Annotated in this window: 22 protein-coding genes; 5 read left to right on the forward strand and 17 right to left on the reverse strand. The window is 35.6% G+C overall.

Annotation, left to right across the window (positions count from 1 at the left end):
- Positions 1-3 precede the first annotated feature (3 nt).
- From AC57AW_RS01300 to greA, 4 genes are all read right to left on the reverse strand, one after another.
- Positions 4-1,977, reverse strand: coding sequence for a T9SS type A sorting domain-containing protein (locus tag AC57AW_RS01300; protein ID WP_496350546.1), 1,974 nt, complete (start codon positions 1,975-1,977; stop codon positions 4-6).
- 74 nt (positions 1,978-2,051) lie between these two features.
- Complete coding sequence (clpX, locus tag AC57AW_RS01305) at positions 2,052-3,239, reverse strand: ATP-dependent Clp protease ATP-binding subunit ClpX (RefSeq protein WP_496350547.1); 1,188 nt, start codon at positions 3,237-3,239, stop codon at positions 2,052-2,054.
- 68 nt (positions 3,240-3,307) lie between these two features.
- Positions 3,308-3,697 (reverse strand): HIT family protein, encoded by a 390-nt coding sequence (locus AC57AW_RS01310; RefSeq protein ID WP_318849194.1) that lies wholly within the window; start codon positions 3,695-3,697, stop codon positions 3,308-3,310.
- Between the two features lie 55 nt (positions 3,698-3,752).
- Positions 3,753-4,223: a transcription elongation factor GreA gene (gene greA / locus AC57AW_RS01315; RefSeq protein WP_318849195.1), complete on the reverse strand. Its 471-nt coding sequence runs from the start codon at positions 4,221-4,223 to the stop codon at positions 3,753-3,755.
- A 109-nt stretch (positions 4,224-4,332) separates the two neighbouring features.
- On the opposite strand from greA, the gene AC57AW_RS01320 reads away from it, so the two are divergent.
- The 4 genes from AC57AW_RS01320 to AC57AW_RS01335 all read left to right on the forward strand — a co-directional run bounded on the left by AC57AW_RS01320 (position 4,333) and on the right by AC57AW_RS01335 (position 7,766).
- Positions 4,333-4,788 (forward strand): hypothetical protein, encoded by a 456-nt coding sequence (locus tag AC57AW_RS01320; protein WP_496350548.1) that lies wholly within the window; start codon positions 4,333-4,335, stop codon positions 4,786-4,788.
- Between the two features lie 9 nt (positions 4,789-4,797).
- A complete protein-coding gene (gene dtd / locus AC57AW_RS01325; protein WP_496350549.1) occupies positions 4,798-5,247 on the forward strand; it encodes a D-aminoacyl-tRNA deacylase in 450 nt (149 codons plus the stop codon).
- Between the two features lie 183 nt (positions 5,248-5,430).
- A complete protein-coding gene (locus tag AC57AW_RS01330) occupies positions 5,431-5,850 on the forward strand; it encodes a hypothetical protein (protein WP_496350550.1) in 420 nt (139 codons plus the stop codon).
- Between the two features lie 257 nt (positions 5,851-6,107).
- Positions 6,108-7,766 carry a S8/S53 family peptidase gene (locus AC57AW_RS01335; RefSeq protein WP_496350551.1) on the forward strand — a complete coding sequence of 553 codons (1,659 nt, stop codon included), beginning with the start codon at positions 6,108-6,110 and terminating at the stop codon, positions 7,764-7,766.
- An 82-nt stretch (positions 7,767-7,848) separates the two neighbouring features.
- Here the strand turns inward: AC57AW_RS01335 and AC57AW_RS01340 are convergent, their stop codons facing one another.
- The 11 genes from AC57AW_RS01340 to AC57AW_RS01390 form a co-directional block, all read right to left on the reverse strand.
- Positions 7,849-8,361 carry a hypothetical protein gene (locus AC57AW_RS01340; RefSeq protein ID WP_047383035.1) on the reverse strand — a complete coding sequence of 171 codons (513 nt, stop codon included), beginning with the start codon at positions 8,359-8,361 and terminating at the stop codon, positions 7,849-7,851.
- Positions 8,362-8,427: 66 nt separating this feature from the next.
- Entirely contained in the window at positions 8,428-8,967 is a 540-nt protein-coding gene (locus tag AC57AW_RS01345; protein ID WP_496350552.1) for a hypothetical protein, read from the reverse strand.
- 83 nt (positions 8,968-9,050) lie between these two features.
- Complete coding sequence (locus AC57AW_RS01350; RefSeq protein WP_496350553.1) at positions 9,051-9,728, reverse strand: DUF1361 domain-containing protein; 678 nt, start codon at positions 9,726-9,728, stop codon at positions 9,051-9,053.
- A gap of 6 nt (positions 9,729-9,734) precedes the next feature.
- A complete protein-coding gene (locus tag AC57AW_RS01355) occupies positions 9,735-11,105 on the reverse strand; it encodes a DUF4153 domain-containing protein (RefSeq protein WP_496350554.1) in 1,371 nt (456 codons plus the stop codon).
- A gap of 30 nt (positions 11,106-11,135) precedes the next feature.
- Positions 11,136-11,456 (reverse strand): hypothetical protein, encoded by a 321-nt coding sequence (locus AC57AW_RS01360; protein ID WP_496350555.1) that lies wholly within the window; start codon positions 11,454-11,456, stop codon positions 11,136-11,138.
- A 9-nt stretch (positions 11,457-11,465) separates the two neighbouring features.
- Entirely contained in the window at positions 11,466-11,951 is a 486-nt protein-coding gene (locus AC57AW_RS01365) for a Coq4 family protein (protein WP_496350556.1), read from the reverse strand.
- A gap of 13 nt (positions 11,952-11,964) precedes the next feature.
- The gene (locus tag AC57AW_RS01370) at positions 11,965-12,297 is read right to left on the reverse strand and encodes a hypothetical protein (RefSeq protein ID WP_496350557.1); all 333 of its coding nucleotides are present in this window, start codon (positions 12,295-12,297) and stop codon (positions 11,965-11,967) included.
- Between the two features lie 31 nt (positions 12,298-12,328).
- Complete coding sequence (locus AC57AW_RS01375; RefSeq protein ID WP_496350558.1) at positions 12,329-12,619, reverse strand: hypothetical protein; 291 nt, start codon at positions 12,617-12,619, stop codon at positions 12,329-12,331.
- A 65-nt stretch (positions 12,620-12,684) separates the two neighbouring features.
- Positions 12,685-12,975 carry a winged helix-turn-helix domain-containing protein gene (locus tag AC57AW_RS01380; protein WP_047420173.1) on the reverse strand — a complete coding sequence of 97 codons (291 nt, stop codon included), beginning with the start codon at positions 12,973-12,975 and terminating at the stop codon, positions 12,685-12,687.
- Positions 12,976-13,157: 182 nt separating this feature from the next.
- Complete coding sequence (locus AC57AW_RS01385; protein WP_496350559.1) at positions 13,158-13,778, reverse strand: hypothetical protein; 621 nt, start codon at positions 13,776-13,778, stop codon at positions 13,158-13,160.
- A complete protein-coding gene (locus AC57AW_RS01390) occupies positions 13,778-14,395 on the reverse strand; it encodes a hypothetical protein (RefSeq protein ID WP_496350560.1) in 618 nt (205 codons plus the stop codon). The genes AC57AW_RS01385 and AC57AW_RS01390 overlap by 1 nt, the downstream gene beginning before the upstream one ends.
- Positions 14,396-14,530: 135 nt before the next feature.
- On the opposite strand from AC57AW_RS01390, the gene AC57AW_RS01395 reads away from it, so the two are divergent.
- Positions 14,531-15,046, forward strand: a complete 516-nt coding sequence (locus AC57AW_RS01395) for a hypothetical protein (protein WP_496350561.1) — start codon at positions 14,531-14,533, stop codon at positions 15,044-15,046.
- 76 nt (positions 15,047-15,122) lie between these two features.
- Here AC57AW_RS01395 and AC57AW_RS01400 read toward each other — a convergent pair whose 3' ends face one another.
- Both AC57AW_RS01400 and AC57AW_RS01405 read right to left on the reverse strand, forming a co-directional pair.
- Entirely contained in the window at positions 15,123-16,646 is a 1,524-nt protein-coding gene (locus AC57AW_RS01400) for a RagB/SusD family nutrient uptake outer membrane protein (RefSeq protein WP_496350562.1), read from the reverse strand.
- A gap of 10 nt (positions 16,647-16,656) precedes the next feature.
- Positions 16,657-19,605, reverse strand: a complete 2,949-nt coding sequence (locus AC57AW_RS01405; RefSeq protein WP_496350563.1) for a SusC/RagA family TonB-linked outer membrane protein — start codon at positions 19,603-19,605, stop codon at positions 16,657-16,659.
- Positions 19,606-19,839 lie beyond the last annotated feature (234 nt).

Genomic DNA, 19,839 nt, shown 5'->3' on the forward strand with positions numbered 1-19,839 from the left:
GGTTTATTTTAAGATTTTAGTGTTAACAGTTTCTCCCTTGTCAGAAACGATTTTTACAACGTATGAATTTTTAACTGAGCTATCAAGCTCGATTACAAAATCTCTGGATGCATCAACCGCTTTTTTAGAGATTACTAGTTTACCACTCATATCATAAACTTGAATATCTGCTTTTTTCCATTTTGGATCAAATCTTACAATGTAATTTGTAATAGATGGATCATACACTACAAGTGTTCTTGATGCAGTAGGTTTATTTTCTACTGCTAAAGTAATATTACTTGGTTCTCCATAATACAAATTAGCTTCCTCATTTGTTACCGCAACAACATCTCCTTGTTTAGCTTCTATTACATTTCCGTTTTCGGCTTTATAATAGAACCCAATTCCTGAAGATAACTGGTGTGCACCAGCCGGGATTAGTGCTGCATTTTCTCTGATCTCGAATTTATAAGATTTCACCTGATCAAGGTAATAGTTAACTAACTTAACATTTTTACCTTGGAAGTTATTCTCATTAGCTTCGTTAATATATAACCAATAGTTAGTATTATTATTGTCATACCCACCATTCAATGATTCTTCAAAAGTACCGATGATATTTTTACCAGCTGAAGACTGAACTGAAGTTGCTGCAGAAATCTGGTGTCCTGTTGTTAATCCTGGAGAAACAACGTAGTATGTTCTGGAAAGTTCTTTTCCATTAGCATCCAGACCGATTACACCAAGCTGTTTTACAGTATTGGTTGTCTTACCAGTAGACATTTTAGCTGCTGTTACATCATAGTTGATACCTGCTGTTCTTGCAGTTGATTTAAATCTTCTCAGTGTATTAAAATTTAAAGTCTGAGCTGTATTGTCTCTTAACTTTATTTTAAATGACTGCATAGGTTTGATTACAAGTAAGTCTACGTCACCAATAGCTGGAGCTACTCCGTCACCAGTTGGTAAGAAAGTAACTACCTTAGCAGCTGTAGCATAAGTAGAACCACTTGGAAGAGTAACAATGGTACCTGGATCATATTCAATTCCCCAGATATTTTTCACTGCATTTCCGTCAGATCCTGTAACACTTTCAGTATATCCAATGTTAGCTAAATCTAAATTGGTAAGGAAAGGGTTTCCGAATTGGTAGAAATTTTGACCGAATGAACCAGACCATGGGTTTGTCGTAAACTCAAAACTATCATCAAGATAAGTATTGTACTTCTCGTTGTATTGGTTCAGAGCATTACCATTCGTTCCGAATACAACATTAGAGGCACCCACATTAGATTTCCCTGCGTTCTGTAATGATACAGCACCCGCATATGGAGCATAGGGTTTCCCGTTAATATTGAATACGTTACCTGATGCAGGAGCACTTGGATTCCAGTCGTTATTTTTAACTTTTAGCATATAATAACCTGAAGCATCCCAAGTAGTCGAGGTAGGAGCTAGATTCAATGTGGTAATAGAAACAGCATTAGCATTATCCCACTTTAGAATTGGGTTATCATACCTTCCGGTATTGAAAGTTTTACCAACTTCAGTAGATAATGAATTATAAGCTTTACCAGAGAAAGGCAAAGCAACTTGTTGGAAATAATTACCAGTACCTTGGTTTGTAACTCTGTATTCTTTAGTTACAATACCAGAAATGTTGGATTGGGATAATCCATCAATGTACAGCTGACCATACGTGGAAGTAGCAAAAGAACCAGGAGTATTAAGTCTTAAGATGATATTTCCACCGTCAGTTTTATCAGCACCGCCAGCATCAATTGTCTTAAAACTATCTGTAGCAGATCCTACAACCATAATATTTCCATGTACGTCCAAAAGACCATTACCTTTTGTCTGTACACCGCCACCACTATAAACTAGGGTGCCTTCGCTCACATACATATTAGCATTAGTGTCAACATGACATAGTATCTGCGCCTGAACAGAGTAACTAATTGCTAAAAGACCTATAGCAAATAAACTTTTTCTCATTGTATAAATTATTTGTGTGTTAATACAATCTTCACCCGCAAAGGTATTATTATTTTTCTTAAAAAAAAAATATTTTATCTATTAATCAAAACATTATCCTCCGTCAAGATGATCTCTTTGTCCTCTCCTATTGAAAACATATAGTCTTCTAGAACTTTTTCGGTAGTACCTCTCAACCCTCTTGCACCTAATCCTTTTTCAATAGTTTCCTCTACGATTCTTTCAATTGCACCATCTGTTATTACCAAATTTGTACCATCCATTTTGAAAAGTTCCACAAATTGATTCACAATTGAATTTTTTGGTTCTTTCATAATTCTTACCAGGGTCTCTTTCGTGAGTTTATCGAGGTAAGTGATGATTGGAAATCTTCCTAAAAGTTCAGGAATTAATCCGAAAGTACGAAGATCAATTGCATTAATATTTGTTAATATATATTCGTCTTCGCCTGTTTTATTGATTTTCTCAGAACTAAAACCTATCGCCTGCTTGTTCATTCTTCTTTCGATAATCTCTTTGATTCCGTCAAAAGCACCACCGGCAATAAACAAGATGTTCTGAGTATTGACCTGGATATATTTCTGATCCGGATGTTTTCTACCTCCCTGCGGCGGAACATTCACGATACTTCCTTCCAGCAGTTTCAGTAATCCCTGTTGTACTCCTTCTCCGGAAACGTCTCTTGTAATACTTGGATTGTCTGATTTTCTTGCAATCTTATCAATCTCATCAATAAAAACAATTCCTTTCTCAGCTTTTTCCACATCATAATCTGCAACCATCAGAAGTCTAGACAGAATGCTTTCTACATCTTCTCCTACATATCCTGCTTCTGTTAAAATAGTAGCATCTACGATACAGAAAGGAACGTTCAGTTCTCTAGCAATCGTTTTTGCCAAAAGAGTTTTACCTGTTCCTGTCTCTCCTATCATAATGATATTCGATTTTTCAAGTTCCACTTCTCTGTTTTCGTCTTTAGCGTGGAGTAATCTCTTGTAATGATTATATACAGCAACAGAAAGCTGTTTTTTTGCCTGATCCTGACCAATCACATACTGATCAAGAAATTCTTTGATCTCTTTTGGCTTTTTAAGTTCGGCCATACTGTCGGCAGGTGAATATCCTGTTTGGGGTGCACCATCTTTTACAATAGCATGCGCCTGCTCTATACAATTTTCACAAATAAAACCATTCTGGCCAGAAATCAGCATCTGCACTTCATTTCTTTTTCTGCCACAGAAAGAACATTGGTTTGAGTTCATATGATATAATATATATGTATATGTTAAAGAAAATCGTAAAAAATTACTTTTTTACGATTTTCTGTTTTTTAAGAATTAATAATTGAGTTTTGAATCTCTGTATATTCTTCGTTTGTTAATTTTAATCTTTCATTTCTGAAGTTCATGTCTTCCACCTTGTTTAAAGGAATCAGATGGATGTGTGCATGAGGAACTTCAAGTCCTACCACCGCTACTCCTACTCTTACACATGGAATTGCAGTTTTGATCTTCTTGGCTACCTCTTGGGTGAATCCCCAAAGGTTTTTGTATTCTTCACTTTCAAGATCAAAAATCAAATCCACTTCTTTTTTCGGAACTACTAAAGTATGTCCTTTCACCAAAGGCATTGCGTCTAAGAAAGCAATAAAGTCTTCATTTTCTGCAATCTTATAAGAGGGAATCTCACCATTGATGATCTTTGTGAATATAGTGCTCATTTTATCAGAAGTTGGGGTTAGATATTAGAAGTTTAGAAATAGAAACTGTATCAGACTATAAAGAAATGTCTAATACTTCAAAAGACAGTTTGTTTCCGTTCGGTAAAGTAATTTCGGCAGTTTCGCCAATAACTTTTCCTAACAAACCTTTTGCTATAGGAGTGTTCACAGAGATCTTCCCCGTCTTCAAGTCGCTTTCGTTATCCGGTACCAATGTAAATACCTGCTCTTGCTTGGTAGCATTATTTTTAAGTTTCACTGTTGTCAAGATGGAAACTTTTGAAGTATCTAATTGGCTTTCGTCTATAATTTTAGAAGTAGAGACAACATCTTTCAGCTTTGAAATTCTCATTTCAAGCATTCCCTGAGCCTCTTTAGCCGCATCGTATTCTGCATTTTCTGACAAATCTCCTTTGTCTCTTGCTTCTGCGATCTGCTGAGTAATTTTTGGTCTCTCCACAGTTTCCAACTGCTCCAGCTCAGCTTTCATTTTCTCTAGGCCCTCTTTAGTTACATAGCTTGCCATAATTTTCGAAATTTAGTTTTAGTATAAAAAAATAATCCGACATTTGCCGGACAATGTTTTCGTGTTGTAATCGTTTAATTTTTACAAATATATAAAAATTTAAATTGAAATGAAAAAAACTTTTTCAATCATATCCATTTTCAGTTTATTGATTTTCAGTAACTTAACTATAAACTCTTGTGGAAGCAGAGAAGATACCGTGAGCTGTTTCCCCAATAACCCTATTAATGTATCTCTTAATCTAAACCTGCCTGCCTACTATGCTTTGAACAATATTAACGGCTGGATTTATGTGAATGAGCAGCAGTCCGGAACAAGAGGACTGATCATCGTCCGAACGGCAAGCGGATTCAAGGTATATGACAGAAATGCTCCTCATATATGCCCTGATAATAATACAACCCTGGAGGTAAAGGATAATATTGCTATTATTTGCCCGCAGGACAACACAAGATGGATCTTAAGTACGGGACAGCCAGAGTCTGGAGCTAAAACTTCTCTGCCGCCTAAAACTTATCCTTACAATTATGATGCGCCAAGCAAAACTTTAAATATTTACTATTAGAATATAAAAATGAAAATCGTTATACAAAGAGTCTCTGAAGCCAGTGTGAAAGTAGACGGAAAAATTGTTGGTGAAATCGGAAAGGGATTAATGCTGCTGGCAGGTGTGGATGAAAATGATGAAAAAGCAGATGCAGACTGGCTTGTACAGAAGATTTTAAACCTAAGAATCTTTGGAGATGAAGAAGGTAAGCTTAATCTTTCTGTAAAGGATATTTCAGGAGAAATCCTTTGCATCAGCCAATTTACATTGATTGCTGATTACAAAAAAGGCAACAGACCGTCTTTCATAAAAGCAGCAAAACCTGATAAAGCAATCCCTCTTTTCGATTATTTTAAAGAAGAAATAGCTAAATCCGGGTTAAAGACAGAAAGCGGAATCTTCGGAGCAGATATGAAAGTGTCTCTTATCAATGACGGGCCTGTCACTATTGTAATGGACTCGGTTACTAAGGGCTAAATTACAGAAGATGAATAGCAAAAATATAGCCATTGCCTATCTGGCAGTGACTTTAATTTTCCTTTTTGGAATAGTACTAAGCCTGAACAACTATAGTTTTGCCGGATATTATCTTGATAGATAATTAACTGGCTCTGGCTGTTGATGACCATTTTTATCATTATCCGGTTTTGGAAGAAAAAAGTGATTAAAATATACTTTGGTCTTTTGATATCAGGAATCATTCTTAGTATTTTACCCTTGATGATACCATTTTATAATATTCTCCTTTATTTTTCTACTTTGGGCAACAACCAGCGAATTCAATTGGATGATATTTATAGAATGGAGAGAGGGCGACCGGTTGTATTTTCTAATCCCCTCATTACCATTTATAAAAAGGAAGGTATTTTTGAAAAACAAATCTCAAGAATTCCCTATTCAGACATTACTGATAAGGTAATAGAACCTTCTTTTGAAACTTTATATGACAAAACACGGCCAATCCAGGAAGCAAAACTTATTAATGTCAATCAGGACAGCATTGGTATTGAATATCGGATCATGAATAAGCAGAAAGTAATCTACCACAAGAACAAATTAAACTGGTATGATGATTTTTAAAAATTAAAACCTATATACCTCAACAAAACCATTCAGTGATCCTGGATGGTTTTGTTGTAATCATACAAAGTATATTTTCAAAACCTCACAGTCTTTTGAAACCTGTAAGGTTTATTGTAAAAATTGATGAAAGTCTTTATACATAAGGAAGGAATAAAAAAACAAAAAAATAAATTCACAAAAATGTGATTTGTTTTTATTTTATTATTATTTTTGGTGTAAATCAGTTTTGATTTACAACCATTTAACAAAATCGTATGAAAACAAAAATCAACCTTTTCGCATTGTTTGCGTTTTGCTCTTCCCTGTCTTTTGGTCAGGACAGCCAGCCCAAACTGAATCAGGATCAAAATTCCATCATCTATGTATGCTTTTCAAAAGGCATTAATTCTGAAAAAATGGCATTCAGCAGAAATACTGATCTGGAGAGATTTTCAAGAGAAAACAACATTTCATTCAAGTACGATCTGGATTTTACAGACGGTAAACTTGATGAAATGGCCAGAAGCAGTAAAGCAATCGGAAACTCCTCAGAATCTGTAGAAAAACTGAAAAGAATTTATAAGGCTGATCTGCCTCTTCAAAACGAAGAATACACTCAGAAAATCATTCACAGTCTTGAAAGATTTCCTGAAATAGAATATGTATCTGTAATGAGTGCTGCTCCTATTGAACCTCCGTTGGTAAATGCTTTTGTAGCAACTCCTGATTTGGAAAGTCTGCAGACTTATCTGAATGACAATCCGGGAATCAATGCAAAATATGCATGGTCAAGAGGAATCACCGGGCAGAATATTCGTGTAAGGGATGTTGAATATGGTTTTTACAAAACTCATGAGATGCTTACCAACCAAAACTCTATACAGCTTGAACCGGGATATTCTCCGAATGCAGGGTTAGCCAATAATAACTACCGTGACCACGGAACTGCTGTGGTGAGTATTTTAGGTTCAATAAAAGATAATATCGGTCTTACAGGAGCCGCGTATAGTACTTCTGAAATAAAAGGATATATGGAATGGACCACTGTGGGATACAACAGAGCTTCTGCTGTGAGCAGATCTATCAATGCTTCGCAGGCAGGTGACATTATTCTGTATGAAATGCAGACTGGCGGAAAAGACGGCCAGTATTGTCCTGCGGAGTATGATAAAGTCATCTGGGATCTTACGAAAGCAGCTACTGATTCAGGAATTATAATCATTGCAGCGGCAGGTAACGGAAATCAGAATCTTGATGATCCGTTTTATGCCACTTATCTTGCCAGAGGAAATAGCGGTGCCATTATTGTAGGAGCAGGATCTCCCAATACTACGCATTCAAAATTGAGTTTCAGTACTTATGGAAACAGAGTGGATGTTCAGGGCTGGGGAAGCAGTGTTATGGCAGCAGGTTACGGATCGTATGCTAAATATGATAATGATAACAACAGAACGTATAATTATTTCAGTGGTACAAGTTCTGCAACACCTGTAGTATCTTCAGCAGCAATATTGATTCAGTCTTTCTATCGACAGACTACAGGCCAGTATTTAACACCAACGGCTATGAAAAACCTTTTAATTTCTACGGGAATTCCTCAGGGAGGCACGGTAACCGGTCAGAAGATTGGCCCGCTTCCTAATGTAAAAAATGCAATTGTACAATTGGAAAGTAAATTTGCAACCCCTGTAAAAACATTATCTGCACTGGAGGTAAAAATCTACCCTAATCCATCCAGCAGTACTATTGCCATTCAAAGCAATGAAAATAAAAAACTGGATTTTGAAATCATCAACCTACAGGGACGTACTGTGATTAAAAGTTCTGTTTTGTCTGACGAAAAAATTGACATTTCACAACTGCCAACGGGTCAATATATCATCAACATCAATGAAGGCCAAAGAAGAGTTGTTGAAAAATTCACAAAACTTTAATAAGATTTTTATACATTTTACTTCACATCAAACCCTCTTTCAGAATACTGGAAGAGGGTTTTTATTATTAATTTTTATCCGGTTATTTCGCAGGAACGCTGCTGAAATTCAGGGCTACTTTAATGTTCATGTCTGAAGAGGTTTGATTCTTCAGTTCATAGACTGTTCTTACGGTTAATCCTGAACTTTTTACAATTTCATCAAGAAATCCTGTATCGTTCAGGTCCAGATTTAAACTGGAAGAGTTGGTAGATATATTGGAGCGTGATGCGATCAGCCTTTCTCCTGTTCCGTTGGATGAAACGTATATTTTAACGGTTTTGAATGCACTCAGATTTCCTCCTGAAGGGGATGCAACAGAAATTTTAGCATCTGAAATTCTTACGTCTTTAATCTTTGCATTGTTATTTCCTCCGAACCATGTCTGCACATTGGTAGCTGTTGCAGTGGAAGAAACTTCTTTATCTGCAGGAACACCTGTAGACACTAAAACATTCGTGGTATAGGGAAATGTATTCTGAACCAGCGACTGTACGGTTCCGCAACTTACGAGTACAGCTGAAGCGGCCATTGCTGTTAGAACTATATTTTTCATAATTTTAAATTTTAAATTTTAAACTTAGAGTTTAGTTTGCAGAAATTGTACCAAATTGATTTGGACTTATTCTACCGTTATGGTAAAACTTCCTTTGGTATTTCCTGAAGCCATATTGCTTTTACCAATAATCAGCCATACTTCACCTTTCCCGGGAGTATCATAAGTAATTTCTCTTCCGAAAGGTCCGTCATAGTCTCCATTGGGAAGTTTGATCTGATTGAAACGGATATTGAAATCTTTCTCCTTGGTTGAAATTTTTGCTTTGATATTCGGGCGGTCGTAATGCGTTAATTTTAAAACCAACTCCTGATCCTCTTTTTTAAATTCTTCTCCCAAAGTAAAAGGAAGCTGGGTAGCATCGGCTGTTCTTATAATCTGTCCTTCTTTTTCAGTTCTCATTACGCCTTTACGCAAAACTTCTTTGGTAGCCGGAGCATTGTTAATGATTGAATCTCTTTTTCTCAATGCAGCAGAATCTGCTTTTACAACGGAATCCGGCATTTCTGTAACAACGGTAGAATCCTTATCCTGAACGCTAGTTACAGCAGGATCTTTCTTACATGAAATAATAATCAATGGAATCAACAATAAGCTTTTTTTCATAATAATTAAGTTTAAGAATGTACCAATATCATTCTGGTGAGCTCTATTAAATGCTAAAACTGTTCCAATCCTAATATAATGATTTATTTTTCCATCTTCAATTCTCTATCATTATTTGTTTCAACCCATTTAAATGTAAAATACATAAAATTGAGCATAATTCCCATCAAAACAGTGACACCCCACGTCTTGGTATATTCCAGCGGATAGATAAACCGTACTACAATATCAGAGAAAAGACCAAAAGGATTATTGAGCACATCCCAGCTGTTCCATCTTAAAAACCTTCCCAGGTACACTCCAAAACTGCTCATGAAAAGAAAGAATACAATTATTGCGTTGATACTGTTTCTCTTACCATATTCGGAAAGACTTTTTTCAATATCATTAAGACTGATAAAACCACAGATAAGTCCTGTCCAGGCATAGGAAAGAATAACAATCAAGTCATACCATATCGGTACTGAATTCCTCGCTCTCAGATGAAAAAGGTCCGTGAGAATATAAGGTGAATTGGGAAAGAACAAAATCCAGACGACAATAATAAAGATCAGTGAGATTTTACTTTTGATATTAAAGGTAAGAATAAAGGAACTTAGTAATAAAGGAATCCAGGCCAGAAACAGGTTCCAATTGAGAAACAAAAACACTTTTGTATCACTGATATAATATCTGAAGGCAGAGAGGCTGAAACAGAATACAGTCATCAATATCAGCAGCATATTGATTTTAAACCTTGAAGATGCAACGAGCTTTTTCATGATCTATTATTGAATGGTTTGATAGTAGATAATTTTTGAAAGGAATGCTTTGGAGGTTTCTTTTTTTACTTTTGCCTGCACTGTTTTTTTAAGCTTTTGGTCATTTTTTTCGTCCGCATATTTCAACAGTGCTTTTTCGCTGAAGTTGATAGAAGTTAAATGATAGTTGACCGCAAAATCTTTTCGTTTCATGTTCTGGGAAGTAATAAAGCCTCCCCAATTGAAGTAGCTGCATACTAAAACGGTTCCATAAAAATACCAAACCATTGTATTGACAAGAAATATATTTCTTTTCTTCTTTTGAATTTTAATAAAGGTCAAAGCAAGACCCACTATTGATAAGATGAGGAAAGCAAAAACCCCTAATCTTTTATAAGTGAATGCATAATTCACGATATACTCATAATTTTTAACAGCAGCCGACACAACAAGGATAACATTGAGAAAAATCCAGATTTTAGCTAAGATTTTCAGTAATCCAGCTTTCGGATCAAAATTAAATCCTGATTTAAAGTAAAACATGATGACCAGAATAGCCATTATGATAGACATGATGACAGCATTTACTCTTTCATGGGTTTCTTCTGAAAGCTGAATGGGTGTTTTTACTGCTTCATAAAACTGTTCATAATTGTAAGTAATAATAAAGAAGATCAGCAAGATATTCAGCAAAACAAAAGAGATGACCCCGCTCATTCTTTCGGCACTGAGATCAAGAAAAGAATAGGTAGCCTTTGGTATCCGGGAATCTTTTTGAAACTCATTATCCAACACATGGTTATTTTTGTAGATGAGTTTTTCCACAGCGTAATTCCAGTAATTAAAAGCAATAAAAAAACCTAATGCAAAGAGACAGAATACCTGCCACAGATTAATATCCAATTCATAATCTGTGAAAAGAGCGGCAAAATGGTCACTTCCAGCTGAATAAATCCCAAAGAAAACGGAAACCAATACCAGCGGAATCAAAATGAAAGCTAATGTCTTTTGCCATAATCCGGGAACATTCTTTTTAGGCAGCCATTCATCAAAACTGAAAAAACGACAGAATGAAGTGCAGCAGTTTATAATAAAAACCGGAATCAAAAATAGAATTTTCAATCTCCTGTTTTTCGACTTATAACCCAACAAAAGCAGTGAGCTTACCACCGCAATAAAGGAAGGAAAATCTCCATACCATGCAAATGCCATACTGGATAAAATGCTTGTTGCAAAAAGAATATACAGGGTTTTGGTTTTATTTTTCTCAGGAGTTTTAAACAGGGTTAATACTGCATAAATGATTCCCAGAATTCCAAGGTTCAAGCCAATATCCTGATCGTAGAAGACAATGACAAACAGGATGGTGGTAAGAAATATATAGTGATGTGTTTTCATGAGATTTGAATATTTAAAAGATTAAAAGAATTAAATTTTGAGAACCTCAGCGATCCAGGTGAACTGTGTCATTATATAGAGGTATAAGATGGTTATCGGAATATTAACAAGCAAAAGGAGAACTGAATTGCCAGATGCCTTCTGGTCTGAAACGTCAGTAAGATAGATAATAAGCTCATGCAGAAGAATAAACATATTGATCACGGCGGTTACAAGTACATAATAAAAGCCAAGCTCAATAAAAAAATCTGCTCTTATCAACCAAAATGCAACCAACAGAAGCGTTCCCAACAGAAACGAAAGGATGAAGGACCTTTTCCCAAGCGGACTGAATTTTATTTTTCCCATCATATCCATATTTTAATGAAGAACAATGGTTTCTTTCTGCTGAATAAAATCAATTACATGTTCATACTTCTGGCTCAACAGTCCTTCAAAATCCCAATGATGGAAAGCACGCATATTCTGCCCCTTTTTATAGGCTTTGATATAAATTTTCACATATTCATGCAGAATAATTGTTCCTAAAACGATTGCCGCCAAAAGATGTGCATTGAGCTTACCGTTTCCTAAAAGAAGATACTGCATGGCAATTTCATCTTCGAAGTTGGTTCCACAGCCAGTGATCAGATGGTGTACATCATGATTTTCCATTTTAGGGATCATTGAAAATCCATGCTTTCTGTAGAATTCTCCAAGCTTTCTCCCGAGAGAGTCTTCCTGAAATTCCAGCAGCTGTTTCTCATTGAACTGCCATTGTCTTTTTTTCTTTTTAAAATATTTCCTGTATAATTTTTGAGTTTTATCGTACACAAAAAGTAAAAACTGAACGCGTATTTTTTTCATAATCGTATTGATTTTAATGTAGATTATTAAGTCCTATGGCTGTATAGAGAATGGCAATGGGTATATTGATCAAAAGGATACCAATAGCTTTCAGACATTCATTCAATCTTGATCTGTATACGAAACCATAGATCAACAGCCCTATTATCGCCAGTAAGTTAAAAAAAGCTCCAAAAATCAGCAGCATATATCCTCCTATGGCAAATTCTTCCATCCTTGTTGTCAAATACCCGATAAGACAGATGCTCCCCAACACCAAACACACCGCAAACAGAGACTTTCCGAAGTATAGAATTTCCTGACCTTTTACCATTCTTTGATTTATTATTTCTGAATCTTTCATCATTATTTAGATTTAGTTAGTAAGCAAACGAATTTTAGCTTCCGGCAAATGGACTTCCGAAAATCCCTACCGCCAGTTCGATCCAGATCAGTGCAAGAGCCAGCAAAATGAAAATGCAGATCAAAACTTTCTGACTTTGCTTTTTGATTTTGTTTCTGACCAGATTGATGAAAAAAGCTGTTGTAAAGAGTAAAGCTCCTGCTATCAGAAAATCGGAAGCCGACCAGTTTACTTCTTTAGAAATTAAATTTCCCAGCAATGGAATACACAGTAAAGCCAATGGAAGGGCATAAATTGTGACTGTTTTTTGTTTTTGTGTTATCATTTTATTTAAATTTTAAATTATAAAGTACTTTGTAATTCAAAGTTAATTTTCAAAAAAATATAGAACTATCGTCCCAATAATTTTTCAAGAGCATCCAAATGTTCTGTAAACGCCTGTCGTCCATTTTGCGTAACACGGTAAGATGTCTTAGGCTTTTTCCCGACAAATTCTTTTTTCACTTCAATATATCCTGCTTTCTCCAACGCATTGCTGTGACTGGCCAGATTTCCATCTGTAATTCCAAGCAAGCCTTTCATTTCTGAAAAATCAACCCAGTCGTTGACCATAAGAACGGACATGATGCCCAGTCTTACACGGCTTTCGAATTCTTTATTGAGTTGATTTATTTTAATCATTTTATTTTATCTTAATTATTTTGAAACAGTTGCAGCTCATTATTTTCTTTAGTTCTACCCAAAAACAGAATGAAAGTTGTTCAATTTTCCTTTGCTTAAAAAAACGGTGCAAAAATAAGGGTTAAAAAAATTCTTTTTTCACGGAACGTTTTATTTATAATGAATGACGCGACTTTCTCTTATTAAAAAATTAATATCATTTTCCAAATATATACTGCCCCAATACTGATAATGAGAGATATAAATCCTATCAATAGGGGCCAATAGCCCATAATATCATTTTTCTTTTCTGAATAAAACTCAGTTGTATCTGCCAGATTGAGTTTCCTGCCTGCATATAAACCTATCAATTCTTTCTCTGTATGAAAAGTTTTTACCTCATCTGTTTTTGTATTCACTACAAAATATTCATTATCAAAAGTTTTTCCAAAAATCTGATTACCATACTCTTCCACTTTTGTCACTCCTGAGACCAATGTAGGTCCATTTTCTTTATTAATGCTCGCTTGTTCCGGTAAGTCGATAAATAGTAACTCATAGTCATTTTTCAAAGGAACATACCACGCATCGCCAATACCGATATCAACTTTCTTATTATTTGATATAATGGATAAACCAATAATCCCAGCAATATAAAAAGTATAGAATCCAACAAATGGAGCTATAAATGCCAATAATATTTTCCTTTTCCTTCTTTCTTTTTTACTGACAAAATAAGTAATTATACAAACTACAACCGCACAGATAAAGCTTAAAATAAATAAGAAGAAAAGGTGTATGAATATGACAAAGCCAATTCCCATTATTTATATTTTTTATGCATGATCAATCCATAGACGATATGCAAAACTCCGAAACCAATAGCCCAGAACACTAATCCCCAACCTAAAACGAATAAAGAAACAAGTCCTAAGACAATCTCAAAATATCCCAGATATTTTACATCCGTTAATGTATATCGTTCTGCTGAAACTAGTGCGAGCCCATAAAAAATCAATGTTGCCGGAGCTATGAAAACAAAAAGATGATGATAAAGAAGTGCCAGGCAAAAAACTCCCCCTGCTATCAAAGGAACTGCAAAGGTAATCAAAAGCCGTTTTGTAGTGGCATCCCAGATCTTCAACCCTTTCTTTTTACTTTTATGAGCGGTAAAAATGTAACCACTAAGAATAGCAACCACTAAAATAACTATTCCAATCACAACAAGTTCTTTAACCAAGGCAGGGCCGAGAATATTTCTATCTCCATCAAAATAACTGATTCCCTCCCTCTGAAAAACAAAATACACATATATAGCCCCAATAATTGCGGTTAACCCGGCAACAACACCGGATAATCCACTTAAAGAAATGAATCTGGAAGATCGCTCCATCATGGAACGGATATGGGATAAGTCTTCGTGATAGTTTTTTGTCTCCATAAAAAGAACTTTGAATTACAAAGTTATAATTTATTTTGAATCTGCCAATTATTTATTTTAAATTTTAATAATATTTTTTCATCTTCCATTCCAGCAATTCTTAACTTTAATAAAATATAAATTAATTGACTTTATATGTCAGACATTCAAACAGATTATCCGCAGTTACAATTGGAGGAGAATATTCCGCTAAGTGATGAGGAAATACAAAAAGTTGAAACAGATCAAAGAAAAATCACGCAGGTAGCACCTGCTATTCTTGGCGGTTGTACACTTTTTGTGATGGCTTTGTCTGCTTTCTTTATTAAAGACGATTTCAGCAAATTCAAATATTATGATTATATCCTGTTTGCAGGAGCGGGATTGATACTGCTTGGTTTTGCTTATTTAATGTATCTTCTAGTAACCGGATATGATCGTCGGAACTGGAAAAAAGATAAAATCAGTGGCAAGAACAAATTATCAAGCATCGTGATTGGTTCAGATACAACAGAGTATGGCGAATACCTGACATTTGCCGGTCCAGCAAAAAATAAAAAGATAAGACTGCGGGTTACTCAGGAAGATTATTCCCGATATAAAACCGGAACCAAAGTCGTTGTCACGTATTTAAAGTACAGCAAATCGGTTATTTCTATGAGGGAACTATGATAATGATTTCCTGTTTATGAAAAAAGAAAACCCCGCTAAAAGCGAGGTTCTCAAAGATATATTAAAATTTGTTTTTTTATAACGGATTCTGAACAATCAATGGGTTGGCATTGATCTCAGTTCTTGGGATAAGGAATTCCCAACGTAAATCTGTGTTAGCAACTGTCATTACGTTATTGGTAACTATTGACTGATGATTCGCACCCGTTCTATCCAGCCCTTGATTTAATCTCTTAAGATCTAAGAACCTGAAACCTTCACCCCATAGCTCAAGCCTTCTGGTGTTAAGTACTTCTGTAAGATATGCAGCTCCTGTAGCTGAAGTTCCTACATAATTATTAACATCAAGGTCAGTAAATCTTTTCTTACCCAATGTATTCAACGCTGCTTTTGATCCTGTCTCGTCACCTAATTTTGCTAAAGCTTCTGCTTCTATAAGATACATTTCAGCAGCCCTCATATATGGTACATCCACTCTACTGTCGGCCTGGCTTGCCGCTAAAAATTTCTGACTTGTATATGGAAATTTAGAATATGTTGAAGGCAAAGCAAGAGCCGTGTGCGCTCCTGCCGGATCAAAATTATCAATTCTCACATCTTTTTTATTAAGAAACAGTTGATACAATTTACTATTGATTGCCTTTGGAGCCTGACGAATATTGGTTGAATTAAAGTTTCTTGACATATAAGCACCAAAGTTTGAGAATGAATCTCCCTGATCTGCTATTATTGTAGCACCCCACATCCACTCACTGTTTCCTGCCAGGTTGTTGAATCCTGCAGTATAAGCAGTTTTATCCATCAAATCGAATCCTACGCGGGCAGACTGAGCAGCAGTTACAGCAACAGCATAATTCCCTTGTGTCAATGCAATTCTCGCTTTTAATCCTAAAATCACTTTGTCATTAAAATGCGATTTTGTTGCTCTGGTAACTCCCGTAAGCCTTGTTGCTGCCTCATTAAGATCTTTCCCTATCTGCATATATACTTCTTCTACCGTATTTCTTGCCAAAGGGATTTCATCTGCCACCAACCTGATTGGAACACCAAGTTGAGTATTATTTGCACCCGGAACATATCGTTTACCATAAATCTGAACCAACATATAATAACAGAAAGCTCTGAATGCATAAGCTTCGCCAATGGCTGCTTTGATAGTAACAGCATCAGCTGCCGTAGGCGCAGGAACTGAAGGGCCATTCGCTATAACGAGATTTGCATTTCTGATCAATGCATAGTAAAGCTGATAGGGGTAAAAAGTATTAGATGCACTATCATTTACCTGATCCTGCCATCTCACCGTTGAAACATACCATCCGTTTCCTGTAGATGGAAATACAAGATCATCTGCCAAAGCATCCATCATAATCATAACTCCTCCCTGACCATTCTGCCCCTGGTTATCATTCTGCCTGTAATACATATCTCGATGCATTCCGTTGATGATTGCCATCAGATTGGATGCGCTTGAATAAGCCGCTTCTTCTGAAGCTGCAGTAGTAGGATCTGTCTCCAGATAATCACTCTGACATGAAGTCATTCCTGTAAGGACTGAAAGAACAACAGCCCATTTTATATATTGTTTTGCGATATTTTTCATAATTAATTTTTTAAAAAGATACATTAAATCCAATAGTCACTACTCTCGCCGGAGTATATCTGTTTGATGCAGTACCGTTAAATGCCTGTGATGGCTCCAGTCCCTTTCTTGCCGTCTTACTCCATAAATTCTCTCCTGATACAAGAATTCTTAATCCTGACACACCAAGCTGAGATAAAGTTTCAGGACTGAAACTGTAGCTTAAAGTAGCCTGTCTGAAAGTAATAAAATCTGAACTCACTAACCATCTTGATGAAGCTGCATTAGAACTTGTGTATGTTATAGAGTTCAATGCCGGAACATCGGTAATCTGCCCTGGAGTTGTCCATCTGTCCAGAATATCTGTACTTAAAGCTCCCCCCTGTGAGTAACTGGACATTAATGCTGCATAATTGGAATCATACGTTTCCCCCCCTAACTGATAAGTAAATAATGCTGATAATGACCATTGCTTATAGGTAATGGATGTTCCAAAGCTTCCAAATAAATCAGGAATTGCAGTTCCAGAGTAATCGAATTTGGCTTTACTGGAATTGGTTGTCACTTTAGTACCATTTACCGTTCTGATATCAGCTGCTGTTGTATTGACATATGCATCAGCTACCAGGAATAAAGGAGAACCATCGGCAGGATCTACCCCATACCATTGTCTTAACCAATAATCATATATTGAATGTCCTACAGAAATTTTCTTGGTTCCGTTGATAATTTCAGTGATCCCATTGGAAAGATCTGTGATCTGATTTTTAAGCGTAGATGCATTCGCAGTGATATTCCATGTGAAATTTTGTGTTTTAATAACATCAGCATTAACAGTGAATTCAAATCCGCGGTTATACATTGTTCCAACATTTCTGCTGATCGTATTATCAGGAACACCTGCAGAAACTGGAAGAGGAACCGGAAAAATCAAATCTTCAGTCACTCTGTTATAGTATTCTACAGAACCTGTAATTCTGTTATTTAAAAATCCAAAATCAATCCCTACATCACTTTGTTTATTTGCTTCCCAGGTAATTGAAGGATCTGCTAAAAAGCCAAATAAGATTCCAGGCTCCTGCGCGTTATTATACCCTAAAGTATAAGTACTCTTGTACATAAAATAACTATTTGTTCCATCATTTCCAACTTCTCCGTAAGAACCTCTCAGTTTTAATTCACTAACAAGATTAGAATTACTTAAGAACTCTTCTCCTTTCAGCCTCCATCCAGCACCAACTGACCAGAATGAATCCCATCTTACATCTTTTGCGAATCTTGATGAACCATCCCAACGGATAGATCCTGAAAGCAAGTATTTTGATTTATAATCATAATTTAATCGGGAAAACACCCCTTCTTTTCTGTAGTTATCCGTACGTGAAGTAAGTGATGCTGGAGTTACAAAGTTGATCAATTCATCATTATCATCAACAATCTGTCCTTTTTTATATCCATACAGATACTCATATGTGTATTTATAATTTTCATGTCCTAAAAGGAATTCAAAATTATGATCACCAAATTTTCTTTTGTAGTTCAGGAGCTGATTCCAGGTAAAGGTTTGTTCTGTAAAACTGTATTTCTCAGCCGAACCTCCCGGAGCGGCATCTCCTATAATTTTATTCCCATAGGTACTCCTTCTATTATTTCTGATATCATACCCTGCATTTGTGGATAAAGTAAGATAAGGATCTACCTTAATTTCAGCATAAGCTCTCGATATGATATAATAGTTTTTAGAAAGATCTTTATTTAAAAGTGTTTCCTGAATTACGTTTCTTCCTGCCGCGGCATCAGCTCCTCTTCCACTTCCTGCATCATATATCACATTCCCATTATTATCATAAAGGGTTGCAAAAGTATTAGGATCATGAGCATATGGACTATAGATAGGCGCCATTGTTCTTGTCCATCTATATGGATTGATATATGCAGAATTATTATCAACTCCATCTACGGAATTATTCCCGCTAGAAGACACTCCACTGATACTTGTTCCTAATTTTAACCAGCTTTTAACCTGAGAATCTACTTTTAATCTTGCTGTAAATCTCTCAAAATCTGATTTGATAAGATATCCAGTTTCATTAGTGTATCCTACTGAAGAAAAATAAGTTGTTGAATTACTTCCTCCACTATAATTCAATTCATAATTCTGCCTGAACCCAGTATTCATCAAAGGCTTCTGCCAGTCTAAATCTGTATACTTGAGTTTTGCATCTGGGTTTAAAACTCCATTAACAACCAATTGAGTATTAGGAACATTAAAAACATTAGTTTTCAAGACACCAGAAATCAATTGTGCTGTTGCATAATTATTAGCATCAGCAATCGTTGAACCTGGCATCGAAGTCATTCTACCATTTCTTATTGACTCCCAGATAAGAGGATAATATTGATAAACATCCACTCTATTGTATTCAGGAATTGATCTTCCCACCGCTCCGGTACTCATACTAAAGTTGAAGGCATCTTTTCCTTTTCTCCCTGATTTTGTAGTAATCAAAACAACACCATTAGCAGCTGCAGAGCCATACAATGAGGTGGAAGCAGCATCTTTAAGAATATTGAATGATGCAATATCATTAGGATTAATCGCTGCTAGAGATCCGGTATATATAGTTCCATCCACTACATATAAAGGGGAAGTTGAAATTCCATAAGAACCTATCCCACGGATTTGAATACTTGGTGAACTTCCCGGCTGTCCTGTTCCGGTACTTACTTTTACCCCAGCACTCGCTCCGTCTAAAGCCTGCCCGATACTCGTTATCGGTCGGTCTGCAAATTGTTTTGCTTTAACTTCTGTATTGGAGCCTACCATAGTCTCCCTTTTCTGACTTCCATAAGCCACTACAACGATTTCATCAATCTTAGTATCTTGTGGTATTGTGTCACGTTTTGTCTTTTGGGCTTCTACCATATGTCCTCCTACAAAGAACAGCACAGCAGTACTCAATATTAGCTTCATTTTCATATTTAACATATTTTAACAGTGTGAATGCAAATATATGCAACAAAAAATGATAAAAACACAACAAAAAAGATATTTAATTAAATTAAATATAATTAATTAATATTTTTAATCAATTATTCAATATTAATTAAAGAATTAAATCAAAATGATGTTAAATTAGTTTTAAAAAAATCAAACAATTATTTAAAATTTGTTAAAATAATATAAATACACAATCAAAACGACCATTTATTT

Source organism: Chryseobacterium sp. BGA-UO-ETr-SB22, assembly GCF_059567885.1.